The 15,461-nt window shown below is 53.5% G+C and carries 12 protein-coding genes; 8 read left to right on the forward strand and 4 right to left on the reverse strand.

Annotated features, from left to right (window positions below):
- Window positions 1-9 precede the first annotated feature (9 nt).
- Window positions 10-726, forward strand: coding sequence for an MBL fold metallo-hydrolase (locus tag HCR03_RS09125; RefSeq protein ID WP_083209922.1), 717 nt, complete (start codon window positions 10-12; stop codon window positions 724-726).
- 182 nt (window positions 727-908) lie between these two features.
- Here the strand turns inward: HCR03_RS09125 and HCR03_RS09130 are convergent, their stop codons facing one another.
- From HCR03_RS09130 to HCR03_RS09145, 4 genes are read right to left on the reverse strand one after another with little or no spacing between them, the layout of a single operon-like run.
- Window positions 909-2,972, reverse strand: a complete 2,064-nt coding sequence (locus tag HCR03_RS09130) for a methyl-accepting chemotaxis protein (RefSeq protein WP_228725191.1) — start codon at window positions 2,970-2,972, stop codon at window positions 909-911.
- A gap of 26 nt (window positions 2,973-2,998) precedes the next feature.
- The gene (locus HCR03_RS09135; RefSeq protein ID WP_066642903.1) at window positions 2,999-3,994 is read right to left on the reverse strand and encodes a chemotaxis protein CheB; all 996 of its coding nucleotides are present in this window, start codon (window positions 3,992-3,994) and stop codon (window positions 2,999-3,001) included.
- Between the two features lie 5 nt (window positions 3,995-3,999).
- Complete coding sequence (locus HCR03_RS09140; RefSeq protein ID WP_066642900.1) at window positions 4,000-4,800, reverse strand: CheR family methyltransferase; 801 nt, start codon at window positions 4,798-4,800, stop codon at window positions 4,000-4,002.
- Between the two features lie 20 nt (window positions 4,801-4,820).
- Window positions 4,821-6,875, reverse strand: a complete 2,055-nt coding sequence (locus HCR03_RS09145) for a chemotaxis protein CheA (RefSeq protein ID WP_066642897.1) — start codon at window positions 6,873-6,875, stop codon at window positions 4,821-4,823.
- Between the two features lie 146 nt (window positions 6,876-7,021).
- Between HCR03_RS09145 and HCR03_RS09150 the strand changes: the two genes are divergently transcribed.
- The 7 genes from HCR03_RS09150 to fliD all read left to right on the forward strand — a co-directional run bounded on the left by HCR03_RS09150 (window position 7,022) and on the right by fliD (window position 15,433).
- Window positions 7,022-8,188: a hypothetical protein gene (locus tag HCR03_RS09150; protein ID WP_187037814.1), complete on the forward strand. Its 1,167-nt coding sequence runs from the start codon at window positions 7,022-7,024 to the stop codon at window positions 8,186-8,188.
- A 243-nt stretch (window positions 8,189-8,431) separates the two neighbouring features.
- Window positions 8,432-8,755, forward strand: coding sequence for an EscU/YscU/HrcU family type III secretion system export apparatus switch protein (locus HCR03_RS09155; protein ID WP_187037816.1), 324 nt, complete (start codon window positions 8,432-8,434; stop codon window positions 8,753-8,755).
- A gap of 109 nt (window positions 8,756-8,864) precedes the next feature.
- Window positions 8,865-9,401: a chemotaxis protein CheW gene (locus tag HCR03_RS09160; RefSeq protein WP_083209921.1), complete on the forward strand. Its 537-nt coding sequence runs from the start codon at window positions 8,865-8,867 to the stop codon at window positions 9,399-9,401.
- Between the two features lie 48 nt (window positions 9,402-9,449).
- Window positions 9,450-10,097 (forward strand): PilZ domain-containing protein, encoded by a 648-nt coding sequence (locus tag HCR03_RS09165; RefSeq protein ID WP_066642888.1) that lies wholly within the window; start codon window positions 9,450-9,452, stop codon window positions 10,095-10,097.
- A 71-nt stretch (window positions 10,098-10,168) separates the two neighbouring features.
- Window positions 10,169-10,765, forward strand: a complete 597-nt coding sequence (locus HCR03_RS09170) for a chemotaxis protein CheW (RefSeq protein WP_066642882.1) — start codon at window positions 10,169-10,171, stop codon at window positions 10,763-10,765.
- 6 nt (window positions 10,766-10,771) lie between these two features.
- Complete coding sequence (locus HCR03_RS09175; RefSeq protein WP_156989671.1) at window positions 10,772-12,232, forward strand: methyl-accepting chemotaxis protein; 1,461 nt, start codon at window positions 10,772-10,774, stop codon at window positions 12,230-12,232.
- A gap of 180 nt (window positions 12,233-12,412) precedes the next feature.
- Window positions 12,413-15,433, forward strand: a complete 3,021-nt coding sequence (gene fliD, locus HCR03_RS09180) for a flagellar filament capping protein FliD (protein ID WP_187037818.1) — start codon at window positions 12,413-12,415, stop codon at window positions 15,431-15,433.
- The last annotated feature ends 28 nt before the right edge of the window (window positions 15,434-15,461 follow it).

Genomic DNA, 15,461 nt, shown 5'->3' on the forward strand with positions numbered 1-15,461 from the left:
GAACGATCGATGAGCATAGAAATCCGATATTTGTACCACAGCGGCTTCTCCCTGGAAACCGCCCGCCATTTTTTGATCTTTGACTATTATCTCGATACTCCCAAAGGCTGCGGGCTGTCAAAAGGTGTGATTGACCCGGAGGAAATCCGTGAGAAAAACGTCGTCGTGTTTTCCTCCCACAGTCACCCGGACCATTACAGCCCCAGGGTTTTCAGCTGGCGCAAAACCGTCAAACAAATTCGCTACGTCGTCGCTGATGAGATCCGCCCGCCCGAGGACGCCGTGAAAATCGCCCCCGGCCAAACCGTAGACCTTGGCGACCTGACCGTACATGCGCTGGAATCGACGGATCTGGGCGTCGCGTTTCTGGTTCGGGTTGACGGGCTGAATCTCTACCACGCGGGCGACCTGAACTGGTGGCACTGGGATGGGGAGCCCGAGGAAGACAACGAAGAAATGGGACGTCGCTTTCGGGAACAGATCGACACGCTGCGCGGTGAGAAAATCGACGTTGCGTTTCTTCCCGTCGACCCGCGGCAAAAAGAAAACGCCCTGCTCGGCCTGAGCTATTTTATGAAAACCGTTGGCGCCCGGGCCGTTGTTCCCATGCACTCGTTCGGCGACACGGAATTTTACGACTCCCTGAAAACCGATCCGGCGCTGAAGCCCTGGCTGAACAACATCCTGTTCTACCGCAGCCGCGGCGAAATTCTGACGATCGATTAATATAGAAGCCTTCCCTCGGAAAAATGGGACACGCCGCTGAAAAATCGCGCGAAAACTCCCGGCCGCAAAGCCGAAAAAGTCTTTGGCCGAAATTTACAGGTGCGGCCAGCCGGTTGATTTTATGCAATAGCAGGTTAAGGCCCCGCCGAACGGCGGGGCCTTTTTTCAGGTATTAGAACGGTTCAATCTTTCAGCTTCAGCTGATTCAGCGCGGCTTTCAGCTGCTGCGCAAGACGGTTAAGCTCCTGACTGGTGGCGGCGCTCTGCTCGGCGGTCGCGGAATTCGACTGTACCACGGTGGAGATCTGTTCCGCGCCCAGATTCATCTGGCTGATGGCCTTTGCCTGCTCCTGCGAGGATTGGGAAATGGACCCAAACAGGGTCGCCATCGATTCGACGCCGCCGACAATCTCGTTCAGGGAAGCAGCCGTCTCGTCGGCGATCTTTCTTCCTTCCTCCACTGCGCCGATGGAATCCTGAATCAGCGCGGAAGTATTTTTCGCGGCCTGCGAGCTCTTTCCGGCCAGATTGCGGACTTCATCCGCCACAACCGAAAAGCCCTTGCCCGCTTCGCCGGCTCTCGCGGCCTCAACCGCCGCATTCAGGGCCAGAATATTGGTCTGGAACGCAATATCTTCAATCGTTTTTATAATTTTTTCAATTTTTGAAGAAGATTCCTCTATTTTTGTCATTGCGGCAATCATATTTTTCATCTGCTCGCTGCCACGCGTAACCTGTTCCATCGCATTTTCGGCAATCGTATCGGCCTTTTTCACATACTGCGAGCTCTCGTCCACCTTCCGGGTAATTTCTCTCATGGAAGCCGCAAGCTGTTCGACGGTCCCCGCCTGCTCGGTCGCGCCCTGGGCAAGCGCCTGCGAGCCTTCCGCCACCTGCTGCGAGCCTCCCGCTACCTGATCGGCCATTTCGCTGATGTCGCCGAACATGGCATTCATCGAATTGAGAATGGAATTCAGCGCGTCCCTGATGGCTATGAAATCACCGCGGTACTCCCGCTTTGTGGTCATCGTGAAATCGCCCTCCGCAATGCTCCCAAGCACGGCGGAAATCTCTTCAATATACCCGTTGAGCGACTCCACGGTCGTCCCGAAGGTTTTGGAGAGCGACTCGATTTCATCCTTCGTCCGGACAACCGGAACCTCGGAGTGCAGATCCCCGTCAGCCAGCGTTTCAATTCTCCCGGCGAGCGAAATCACCGGCCTCACGATCGGCAGGGCAATCCTGCTGGAAATCAGGACGGATAAAAGGATAAACACGGCAATCAGGGCGAGCGCGATGTAAATCGCCGTGTACATACCGCCCATCATTTCGGATTTGACGGCAACGACGCCGATGGACCACCCGCTTGTGCCGGAAATCGGCAGATACGACACATAGACCTGCTTTCCTTCAAAGGTTGTCATCTCGCCCCCCGTCTTCCCGGCGGCCATATGCTTGTCGACCTCCGCCATTCCGGAATAGGACGAATCCTTTTTGGCAAGCTCGATATAGTTGACGGATTCGAGTATGTTGTTCAGATTCTTGTCCGCCACGATCTTTCCGTCTCCGTCGACAATAAAGCCGTAGCCGGTCTTTCCGACGGTCACATCGTTGATCAGGCTGTTGAGCGTTCCGACGGAGAGGGAGCACGCAAGGATTTTGATGGAGTTGTCCTCCGGATCGTTGATCGGCATGGCCATCGTCACCATCATACCGTTGTTTTTCTTCGATATGTAGGTGCTGGAAACCGCGGAATGCCCCATCATGGCCTCTTTAAAATAGACCGTCCCGCTGATATCGTCGCCGCCGAGCGTTTTGCCGGTGCTGTCGGCAAGGTCGACCGCAAAAAAGCCGTGTGCCCGGCTCTGCACCTGCAGCTCGCGCTCGATATCCTCGTTCGACAGGCTCTTGTTAAACAGCGCGCTGTCCTGTGAAATATCGGTGATCGACGTCTGAAATTTATCCAGTGAATTTTTGACAACCTGGCTGTAGGCCCGCGCGTTCGAATCGACTTCGCTCTTCATAAAACTCATGGAATTTTCGTAAATCAGGTACAGCGTGGTTCCGCCGAAAATCACGCAGATGGAAACCGTGATCAGCATAAACCGGAGCAACAGCTTTCGTTTCAGCCCTTCCTGTTTGTGTTTTGTCTGCTTCGCAGCCGATGCTGCCGGATGGGATTTTGCTCGAACTGATTTTCTGCTCTGAAAGAGCGACTGAATGGACGATTTCAAATTCACACTCATCAATTTCTACAACTCCCGGTAAAGATTTATTTCAGGTGCTGAACAATAAGATCCGCGATTTGCTGCAAAGGCGCCTGCTTTACCACGGCGCCGATCTCATAAGCCGCCATCGGCATTCCGTAAACCACACAGGTAGTCTCATCCTGCCCGATGGTGTACGCGCCCGCCTGCCTCATATGCAGGAGGCCCTCGGCTCCGTCCTTCCCCATTCCGGTCAGGAGCACCCCAATCGCTTCACGCCCGGCTGTTTTGGCGGCTGAGTCGAACAGAACTCCCACCGACGGGCAGTGCCCGTTGACGCGCTCCCCCTGAACGCATTTGACATAGTACCCGCCGGCGTCCCTTTTCAGCTGAAGATGGAAGCCGCCCGGCGCAATCAGCGCGCTCCCGGGCTCCACGCGGTCGCCGTCCCTTGCCTCGGCAACGCTGATGCCCGACAGCCCGTTAAGCCTTTGGGCATACATTTTCGTAAAGCCTGAGGGCATGTGCTGAACAATCACGATTCCGGGAAGATCGCCGGGCAGGCGCTTGATGATTTCGGCCGTCGCGTCGGTCCCCCCGGTGGAAGCGCCGATCACGATGACGCGGGACGCCGCTGTTTTCGGGGGCGCCGCCGCCTTTTTGAGAACGCGGCTTTTCCCCGGCGCAGCGGCAATCTTCGCTTTTACGCAGGCCTCGCTGCAAAATGCCTCCCAGCTTTTTTTGTCCGGATTCTTCGAAAGCAGAATCACATCCGCGGCCCCAAGCCTGTGATATTCCGCCGGATCGGTTTCCGGCGGAAAAACGGCGACCACGGGAATTTTCATCTCTTTGATCAGGGCCCCGGCGCCGCCTCCCCGAAGTCCGGCACCGGCTATCATCACATCGGGTTCGTATGCTTTCAGCAGTGAGGCGGCTTCTGAAAAGCTGCTCACCGTTCTGATTTCGTCAAACGCAGGGTCTTGAGACATCGCGTCACTCAGAACGGACCTGAAAATCAGCGAATCATGGGCTATCAGAACTTTGATCGGTCGAAAGGGCATAGCGCTTATCCTTTCTGATAAATGGAGGGTTCAATATATCGAAACGGCACGGTATCCCGCTGAACGGTCTCGGAATGACCGATCAGCAGATACCCGCCGGGCTTTAAGCTGTCATAAAATTTTTGAATCAATTTGTTCTTGGTTTCCTGCTCAAAGTAGATCATTACATTTCTGCAGAAAATCAGGTCAAACGGCTGCCGGAACGGAAACGCGTCCATGAGGTTCAGGCTGCGGAAAATGACCTCTTTTTTGACTTCCTCGCTCAGAAGATAGACCTGGTCTTCCTGTTTGCGGAAATACCGCTTCTCCCAGCCCGGGGGAAGATTCCGCAGGGAATCCGCGGAATAGATTCCCGTCCGTGCCGCGTCAAGAACCTTGGTGGAGATATCCGTCGCAAGAATCCGGTAATCCCATCCGGAACACGGCCCGAACCATTCCTTCATCACCATGATCGCCGTGTAGGCCTCTTCCCCCGTGGAACAGCCCGCGCTCCAGATCCGCAGGCATTTGTCCGCCCGGTTCTCCGTCAGCTTTGGAAGAATCACTTCTTTCATGAATTCAAAGTGACGCGGCTCCCGCATGAAATAGGTATGATTCGTGGTCAGCCGATTCATCATTGTGTGCAGCTCTTCCGGGTTGCTGCGGATCAGACTGAAATACTCCGTAAAGCTTGAAATGTTTTTCTCCGCCAGCACGGAAAAAAGCCGGGCCTCGATCAATAAACGCTTTTTACTGAGGTTAATGCCGAAATTTCCGCGGATAAAATCGACAAGCTCCTGAAACTCCCGGTCGGTTAAATGAATCATGCTGCCTCCTGTCCGGTGCCTCAGCTGGCATTGTAAAGATTCTGAACATTCAGAATCAGGCTGATGCTGCCGTCCCCGAGGATCGCGCAGCCGTCGATTCCGCTTTTCTTCACTTTGAACTGCGTCAGATAAGCGGGCAGCGGCTTAACCACCACCTGCTGCTCCCCGAGCAGCGCGTCCGCAAACAGGCAGAAAGAATTGTCGTGAGTCCCGACCAGAATCATGATTCCGTCGCCGATACTCTGCACCTTTGTGTCAAGATGGTACGATTTGTGCAGGCGGACGACCGGATAATAACGGTCGCGCACCATAATAATCTCGTGCATATCCGTATCGTACATGATGTTTTCGTCCTTCGCCTTGAAGGACTGAAGAATATTTTTGATGGGGATGGTAAACATCGTGTCTCCCACGGAAATTTTCATGCCGTTGACGATGGCGAGGGTCAAAGGAATCTTAAAGATTACTTTCGTACCCTGGCCCGGTTTGCTCTCGACCGTGACGTCGCCGCCGATTTTTTCCACGTTTTCCTTTACCACGTCCATTCCGACTCCGCGGCCGGAAAACTCCGTGACCACTTCGTTTGTGGAAAATCCGGGCATCAGGATAAACTGATTCACTTCATGATCCGTATATTCGTCTGCAGGTTTATTCAGCAGGCCCTTTTTCTGTGCCTTGCTGAGAACGGCCTGCCGGTCGATGCCTGTGCCGTCGTCGGAAACGGTGATCAGAATTTCACCGCCGGTATTCTGCGCGGAAAGCGTAATCGTGCCGACCTTCGGCTTGGATGTTTTCGCCCTGGCTTCTTTTGATTCGATTCCGTGATCCATCCCGTTGCGGACAAGGTGCATAATAGGGTCGGAGATGCTGTCCACAATCGTCTTGTCCACTTCGGTTTCTTCCCCGACCAGCACCAGCTGAGCCTCTTTGTCGAGCTTTTTGCTCATATCCCTGACAATCCGGTTCATCTTTTGGAACACGGTGGAAACGGGGACCATGCGGATGGACATGACGATCTCCTGAAGCTCGTCGGTCAGCTTGCGAAGCTGGCGCGACGCTTTTGTAAAGTTGTTGTCCAATCCGGCCTGCTGAAGAGCGGGGGTCGAGGTCACCATCGATTCCGTAATGACGATTTCGCCCATCAGGTCCATCAGATTGTCCAGTTTGGAAAGGTTGACGTTGATCAGGCTCTGTTTAACGGGGACATGAGGCTGCTGGGCGGCATTCTGCGGCCGCGAACCGGCGGCGCCGGCTTTCCCGGCGGCGGCCGGACCGGAAACGGAGGATCTCTGCTCCGACGGGGCCTCCCCCAGAACGGAGTAGGTCTTTGTGTATGTAAACGCCTCTACCGCTGAGACCGCGCGGTCGCGCGCCTGCTCCTTGCCGAAGAAAAGGTAAAAACCGTTTTTCTGAATTTCGGAAGCGGTCGATTTGTCGGTTTCAATGTCGTGCGGGCGGTATTCGAACTCCAGGCCGGAATCCTGCAGGCTGTTGACCAGCATAAACGCGCGCAGATTTTCCATCTGGGCTTCCTCGTCGAAAGAAACGCGGATCGCAAAAGGAAACCCGCGCCCCGATTCCTCTTTTATGATTTTCTCTTCATCGCCGGAAACGGCCGGAGCTTCTTTCGGGGCTTCGTTCTGTACCGATGTCTCGGGAACCGCCGCGGCATTGTCGGAAATCTTTTTGAGAAAATCGTTAATTTCCTGCTCCAATGTGCCGATATTGGTTGTAAGGGGCTGTCCTTCCTGAACCTTTTTTACTTCCCCCTTCAGGAAGTCTCCCGAACGGAACATCAGGTCAAACAGGTCTTCCAGATCCTTCTGGCCGATTCCTTTTTCCCTGACGAAAGCGAAGAGGTCTTCCATCTTGTGGGAGATGACCGCCAGACTGTTAAACTGCATCATTGCGGAAGAGCCCTTGATGGTGTGCATGATTCTGAAAATCTCGTTGATATCTTCCTGGTCCAGTTCCTTGTTTTTTTCACTTTCAATCAAAATATCGTCCAGATGCTCCAGCAGATCATTGGTTTCAAACAAATAGACGTCCAGCATGGATTCGTTTCCGCTTTCCATATTGTGTTTCTCTCCCATCCTGTTAGGCAAAACCTGGAAAATACCGGTAATCGGTTACAGATTTCCCCTATTTCTTATTATCTATATCGACCGGTTTCAAATAAAATTAACAGATTTTTCCCCTATTTTATGAAAGAGGTGCTTTTATGCCGGAAAACCTGCGAATTACCGCCCCTGTTCCAAACAGCGACGGAATTCTGAAGCCGAATCCTTCCGCTCAGTCCTCTCAGATTGAGCCCATGGACCCGGCCAGGGTAAACAGGCCCAACACGCAGGATCAGAATACGGATTCGGCATCCCTGAATCTTCTGCTGAGCAGGGATTCCGTATTCGGAAAATTCATTCAGCAGCTCAGGCAGACGCCCGCGCTCTCCGAAACGCTGGGAAAGCTGCTCCTTAATACGGTCCGCCGGCTGGAGACGAGCCCCGATTTCCTGCCTGAAAACTCCGCGCTGAGGGAGCTGGCGTCGTCTCTTGCGGCGGAGCAGGGCGGCCTAATCAACGACCTGATGTTTCAGCAAAAAAACAGCACCCTTTTTTCCGGCCCGCTGTTTCAGCTGCTGAGCCGCATTTCACAGCAGGCCGAGGACCCCCGGCTGGACCTGAGAATCGCCGGGTTTCTGAAAGCGTTTGACGGATTTTCCTCCGCGAAGGAAACAACGGAAGCCATTCTCTCAAACCTGAACGCCATCGGGCGCCGGATTCCGACGAATTACGCAAAGCAGCTGGCTCTGCTTTCCGAAAAGCTGAACACCTCCGACCCCGAAGGCGCTGTGAACGAAAATCTGAATCTGCTGAAAAAGGAGATTCTTCCGTTTCTCTCCGACTATGTTTCAAAAAGCAGCGATTACGGAAAAATGCGGGAAATCCTCTCCCTTCTGCTGCAGAATCTGTCCATTTTGAACGTAAGCTCGCGTGAAAACCTGCAGTCGCAGTTTCAGCAGCTCGCCGCCTACTGCGGCCGCCACACCGCGGAGCCGACCCTCCGCCTGATGCGTTCCTCCTTTTTGCGGACGCGGTTGGGACCGGGGCCGGAAAAGAAAAACCGGAAAACCGATTTTTCCATTCGCTCATTACCCTGCTGTCCCATAGCGGCGAGGGTTCCTCCGGGGCGGACCAGGCGGCGGTCGGCGACATCGGCAGGGCCCTTCTTCTGGACAACAGCGTCTACATGCCGTTTACGCATCTGTTCCTTCCCGCGGTCCTTCAGGGAAGATTCCTTTTTTCGCAGATCTGGATTGAGAAAAGGGACAGAAGCGAAGAGGGGCACGCCGGCCCCGGCGCGGCGGCGCCGCCGACGCGGCTGTACCTGACCTTTGAGATTCAGGACCTGGGAGCCTTCGAAGCGAAGGTTGAGCTGACGGGCAAAAAAATCGACCTCTCCCTTGCCTGCCCCGAAAAGCTGCTTGGGCAAACCGGGACGATCACCTCCTCTCTCGCCCGGATTCTGGACGGAAACGGCTTTTCGTTCGGCGATATCCGGCTGTCGCGCTTTGAAAATCCGCAGATACCGGAGCTGATTCTTCAAAAAACAATGGAAAGGAAGCGGATGGTCGATGTCACAATTTGAAAAACTTCAGAAAGCGGCCGCGCTCAAGTACGACGATTCCTCCGGCGGCGCGCCCGTCGTCGTGGCCTCCGGAATGGGCGGCGCAGCGCGGGAGATCGTCGGAATCGCCGAAAAAAACGGCGTGCCGGTTTTCCGGGACGACTCCCTCGCGACCCTTCTTTCCAGAATGGACGCGGGCGTGCAGATTCCGCCGGAGCTGTACCGGGCGATCGTAGACATCTATGTGTATTTTCTCGGCTTTCACGTTGATTCTTCCGGAAACGTGACGCGGGAGCCCCTAAAAAAGCAGAAGGAGGACGGCGCGGAATAAAATCACAAGAAGTTTTTTATTTTTTCTAATTTTTCGCTCCAAAGTGACGATATAGATATAGGGAAATTTTAAGCGCGTCTGAATAGAAACGAATCTAAAGGTGAGTAGAATGAAAAGAACAAAAAAGAGCGCAAAGAACACAATTTCCGTAATGGAAAACGTCCCCTCGGAAAAATATCTGACTTTCTTTATCGACCGGCAGACTTACGCCCTTCCGACTTCTCAGGTTGTTGAAATCATCCGTCTGCAGCCGATTACCCTGATGCCGAATCTTCCCGATTATGTAAAGGGCGTCATCAACCTGAGGGGAAAAATCGTACCGCTGATCGATATGAGACTGAAATTTTTGAAGGATCCGATTCCGTATGACAACCTGACAAGCATTATTATCGTTGAAAACGGCGATATGACCGCGGGACTGATCGTAGACTCGGTCAAAGACGTCAGGGATATTGCAAAGAGCCAGATTTTCGACGCGCCCAAATACAAAAGAAGCGTCGGAGACCGCTACGTGTGCGCCATCGCATCGCTTGAAAAAGTGTCCGCAATGGTTCTGGATATCAACCGTATTTTGTCGGACCGCGGCGCCGAATCGCAGCCCGGCCGCACGGCAGCGGACCAGCTTTTAAAAACCGCCGCGGAATAAAAGCGGAAAATTCAATCCCGAAAGGAAAACGCTGAGGGGGCTTACCAGATGCTGCCACTTCCTGAAAATTACCTCCGGTCGCCCTGCGAAGTCAAGGCGATGGACAACAAGCCGATTCTAACCGGATATCTTGACGGAACGTCGGACAACGAAATCCAGATTGTGAACAAATCGGATCCGCTGCCTGTCGTACACTGCAACACCACCGTGCGAATCAGCATCTTCAACAGCACGTTGGGGTTCCGCGTGCTGGTCGGAAAAGTATACCTTTCCACGCCGGTATTTATTCGGATCTCCGACGTACAGAGCGAAGCCGATTATGAGAAGCGGAATTTTTTCCGCGTCAGGGTCGATCTCGCGGCGGAAGTGCTGCCCGAGGACGATCGCGGCAATGTCCGCAGGGAAGAACCGCCCGTTCCGGTTAAAATCAGGGATTTGAGTCTGAGCGGCCTTTATTTTAAAAGCGCGATCAAACTGGAGACGGGCGACCGGCTGTCGGTTCGGCTGAAGCTGTATGATTCGGTTGTTTCCATCAGCTGCAAAATTGTCCGGAAGCTTGTGGTGGAACGGGCGCAGGAAGACGGCTACGGATGTGAGTTTCTGCAAAATTCCGGGCCGACTTTTGATCTTTTGTGCAAATATCTGTTTGAATGCCAGAGGGAGCAAATCCGAATGATGAAGGAAAGCCAGCTGTAGCGAGGCTGCGTTTTCTCGTTCGGTTTGCCGGCGTTTGGGAAAGCAATAATTTACTCTACGAGGTGAATCACATGCAAAACAATTTGGCGGAAGACGGGACTGTGCGGGACGGCGAACAGTCCGCTTCGGAAAACAAGTATTTAACTTTTTGGACGGACGGCGAGCTTTTCGGCGTTCCGATTTCGGATGTGGTACAAATTATCAGCATGCAGGGAATTACACCGCTCCCGGATTTTCCCGCCTATGCCAAAGGCGTCATCAACCTGCGCGGGAACATCATCCCGGTCATCGATATCCGCGTCCGTTTCGGCAAGCCGGAAGCGGAATACAACGAAAACACCTGCATCATCGTAACAAGCATCGAGGACTCCTTCATGGGATTTATCGTGGACGCCGTCGATGAGGTCACGGATCTTGACGAAGACAACATCTCTCCCGCGCCGAAAGTTTCCAAGGATATTACCAACCGTTATCTCACCGGAATCGGCCAGATCGGTGAAAAGGTGGTCCTTCTTCTGGACGCGGCAAAGATTCTTTCAGAAAACGAGCTTTCAGAAATACATGAGACCTCAGGTCAGGCCAAGGACCCCGATCAGACGGACAAGCCGCCGGAAAATCCCGTCATCAGTCTGCACTCTGCGTCAGCTGAAAAAAAAGAAGGAGAGTAATCGGACATGCATCCATACTTAAATATGAAAATCCGCGGCAAACTGATTTTAAACATCTCTGTGATTTCCCTGCTGTTCGTCATTCCTTACGCGGTCTTTCTAATTGTCGTTTCCGCAAGCAAGGGAAACGCGGACGCTCTGCAGAACGCCGTTCGCACCATGGCCCCGCTGATGGTCGCGGCCTTGATCGCCATCTGGCTGGCCGGTGTTTTCATCATCGCCAGATTAGCAAAACAGCTGGTTTCCCGAATCGATAAAATCATCGACGCCGTCAAGGCGATGGGCGAAGGCAAACTCGACGTGAAAATCGATTACGAGTCGGACGCGGAGCTCGGCCTGCTTGCCAAATCCACCAATCAATTTTCACAGAATCTTACAATAGCCATTAAAGAGATTATTTTTCTTCTGAACGCTCTGTCGAAAGGCGACTTTACGGTGGAACCCCGCGTCAACTGGACCGGCGACTGGGTGCAGATCAATGCGGCCATGAAGGATATTCTTGATTCCCTGAACCATACTTTTACGAAGGTTTCAAACGCTTCGGATCAAACCGCCAGCGGTTCCGAGCAGGTTGCGAGCGGTTCGCAGGCCCTGGCCCAGGGGGCAACGGAACAGGCGAGCGCCATTGAAGAGCTTTCCGCGACCATTCTTGAGGTTTCCGACCACGTGAAGAAGAACGCGTCAAACGCCTCGGAAGCGAACCGTTCTTCCAGCGAGGAGGAGCAGAAGCTGCAGGACGCGAGCGCCAAGATGGATGAAATGCTGAAAGCCATGACGGAAATCAGCGATACTTCCAAGCAGATCGGAAATATTATTAAAACCATAGACGACATTGCGTTCCAGACCAATATTCTCGCGTTGAACGCCGCTGTTGAAGCGGCGCGTGCCGGCACCGCCGGCAAGGGCTTCGCCGTCGTCGCGGATGAAGTCCGCAACCTTGCCAGCAAGAGCGCGGAAGCGGCGAAAGACACAACCACCCTGATTGAAAATTCCATCAAAGCGGTCAGCAACGGCGCCAAGGTAGCGGATACCACGGAAAAAACGCTTCAGGAAGTGATCGACTCCGCAAACCGGACCAACGGTCTGGTTAACGAGATTGCCACCGCCTCCAACCAGCAGGCGACTTCCATTACCCAGATTACCCAAGGCATCCAGCAGATTTCCGCCGTCGTTCAGACGAATTCCGCAACCGCGGAAGAAAGCGCCGCGGCAAGCGAAGAGCTTGCCGCCCAGGCCAAAGAGCTCAAGCGCTCCATCTCCGGTTTGAAACTGCGCGCCGCCGCGCAGCCGTCACCGAAGAAAAGCGCGGAAAAGAAACCGGAGATCGCCCCCGTCGGGGACAAGTTCCGCCCCGACGCGAAAAAGCCCGAAGAAAAACAGGCGGAAGAAAAGAAACCGAATCACCCCCGGCATCCGGCTGCCGTTCCGGCCTATGCCCCCGTCGGCGCCGACGACAAGTATCTGTAACTCAAAAAACCGTGAACTTTCGGGGACGTCCTTTCAAAAGGACGTCCTTCCTTTTTTCCGAAAAAATCGAAAAATCGAGAAAATTGAAGCATATTTTCATAAACATTTTGATTGGCGTGCCGATATATGCTACAGATCGGATTTTTATGACAAATCAGTCCGACAAAGGGAGGAATCCTTATGAGTTCATCCAGTTCTACGTCTTCTTCGGCAAACCTTGACACCTCTTCGATTTACCGCCTTTCCGGTACCAATCTGTACTCCGGATTGGACACGGACAAGATTATCAAAGCTCTGGTTTCAAACACACAGAGCAAAATCGACAAACAGCAGCAGTTGGAGCAGATCGCGGAGTGGAAGCGGGAACTATACCGCGATGTAACTTCCGATATGCAGGATTTTGAAAACACCTATTTTTCGTATACAAGCGATACCAATCTGTTGAGTTCGACTTTTTTCAAGACGGCGAATATTATCAGCTCGTCCAGTGCCGTGAGCGCGGCAGGTAATGTGGACAATGCAAAAAACCTGATCATTAACAGCATTTCGCAAATGGCATCCCAGGCTTCCTACAATTCCACCCAGCAGGTTTCCGACCAGGAGATTACCTCCGGCAAGCTCTACGACAGCTGGACCTCGTCAACCGTCGGCGGGAAATCGCTCTTGGTCAGCTACAACGGGACCGATTATACGTTGACGCTGAGCAATTCGGTCAAGCTGGACTCTGAAAACATGTCCGCAACGAACGCCGACGGGAACAATGTGGAACTGCAGAAAATTGTCGACGGCCTGAACGACCAGATCGAGAATAACAGCACGCTGAACGGTAAAGTGGAATTTACCCTGAACGCCGACAACAGCATCTCTCTCTCCTCAAAAACTTCCTACGACGTCGGCGTCAAAGCCTATACCACCAGCAAGGACACCACCACCGGCCAGAAATTTCTGGCCGCGCTCGGCCTCACGGAGTCAACAGGCCAAACGGTAAACGGTACGGCGATCGATACCAACGTGAGCACAAGCGGGCTTTTCAACCAGACGATTTCGTCGTCTTCCAATTTAAAGTTTAACGTGGGCGGCGAGGATTACACCGTAACGCTTGGCGGTGATCTGACCGTATCCGGCGCTTCGGATAATGGTTATGCCATCGCAATCGCAACCCAGCTTCAAAAACAAATCAGCGCGAATGCCGATTTAAAGGATAAAATCAGCGTATCCTCCGACGCGGCCACGGGAAAGATTACATTTACTTCTCTGGACGGCAGCAATCTTTCCATCAGCGGCGGTTCACAAAATCTTCTGCAGGGACTCGGAATCACGACCTCCGACACGCCGAGCGGAACCAGCGTGGAAAGCTCCGGCGTGACGAAAGACGCCCTGTTCAAGTCTTATCTCGGAGACACGCTCGCCGGCAGCACCTTGACTTTCAGCCTCGACGGCATCTCGAAAACCGTCGCCTTCGACGCCCTCGACGAGGCGGATTACTCTTCCGCGGACGGCATCTCAACTTATTTGCAGAAAAAACTGGACAGTTCGTTCGGGACCGGGAAGGTTCTGGTTTCAACAGACGCCGCAAACGGCACTCTTCAGTTCCAAGCGGGCGATTCAACTTCCGTGCTGACCCTGTCGTCTTCCAGCAGCTCCAACGTATTAGGCAAGTACGGCGCGCTGCGTGTCGGCTCCGGGGAAACCAACCGTGTGGAAACCGGTAAAACGCTCGACGACCTTGCCGGTGAATTTAAGCAGACGCTGACGGCGGGAGCCGACGGGAAATACACCATCTCCATTAACGGAAAAGAGCTCTCCTTTGACGGGGACACCACACTTTCCACCGTGATTTCACAGATTAACAGCGACCCGGATATGGGCGTGACGATCGCATACTCCCAGACGACCGATTCCTTCCGCATCACGGCTGACGACAGCGGTTCCCAGGGAAAGATCTATTACAGCGATGTGAGCGGAAATCTTGCCGATACGCTGTTCGGTTCCATGACGGACGGTACCTTCGGCAGCATTCAATCCGGTAAATTAACAGCGGATGACGGAACTGTCTCAGTCAGCGGCGACGCCGTTTACTCCCTGACGCTGGGAAATACCCAGAAGACGATTACGCTCGCCTCCGGTTCCTATGCATCTCTTTCGGACTTTCAGTCCGCCGTTCAGGCACAGATTGATTCGGCGTTTGGGACGGGTTCGGTTACCGTGTCCGCCGATACCGCAAACGGGACGCTTTCCTTGAACGCGGCCGACGGAAAAACCCAGCTTTCCATTACTTCCCAGTCTACGGAGAATCCGCTGCAGATTTCGTCCGCATCCAATCTTGCGGGATATACGGCCGGGCAGGACCTGAAAATGAACGTCGCCATTAACGGAACCACGACCGACGTCGTCCGTTCCTCCAACACCACCGCGCTGGACGGCGTAACGCTGACCGTTGCCGGAACAACCGATAAAGCCGTATCCTTCTCGTCGGAAAACAACGTCGATGATCTCGTTTCCAAAATCGTCGATTATGTGAACGCATATAATAAAATTATCGATAAAGTCAACACCCTGACCACCGAGGCCCAGGAAAGAAACAGTTCTCATAAAGTGAAGTATGAGCCTCTGACGGACGCCCAAAAAGAGGACATGTCGGATGATGAAATCGACAAATGGAATACGGAAGCCAAAAAAGGGCTGCTGCAGAACGATTCTGCTCTCAATGGGATTTTAAATGACCTTCGCTCGGCAATGACCGACGCCGTCGAGTCGGCCGGGCTGTCGCTGAGCGACCTCGGAATTTCCACCAAGGCGTACGACGTTACCTCCGGCGGGCAGCTCGTCGTGGATACCTCGAGCACCTCAAAACTTAGGGAAAAGCTCCAGAGCGACCCGGACGCTGTGACGAGCCTGTTTACGGATGAAGACGGCATATCTTCCCGTGTGAAGGACGCATTGGATAAATACGTCGGCACATTCGGCGGGGACGGCGTTCTCCTCCTGCGTGCCGGAAAAGAATCGGATGCAAACGACACCAGCCAGCTGACGACACAGATTAACCAGTATGAAGATACGATCTCCAAGCTGAAAGACCAGTTACAGACGGAAGAGGATCGGTACTGGAGCAAATTTACCGCGATGGAGCAGTCGCTCAGCACGCTGACCGCGCAAAGCGATTACCTGACCTCCATGTTCAGCAACAGCAGCAGTTCCTGATCCCTGTGATCTTTGAAAATACGGGAGG

Source organism: Caproicibacter fermentans (assembly GCF_014303955.1).
Taxonomy (GTDB): Bacteria; Bacillota; Clostridia; order Oscillospirales; family Acutalibacteraceae; genus Caproicibacter; species Caproicibacter fermentans.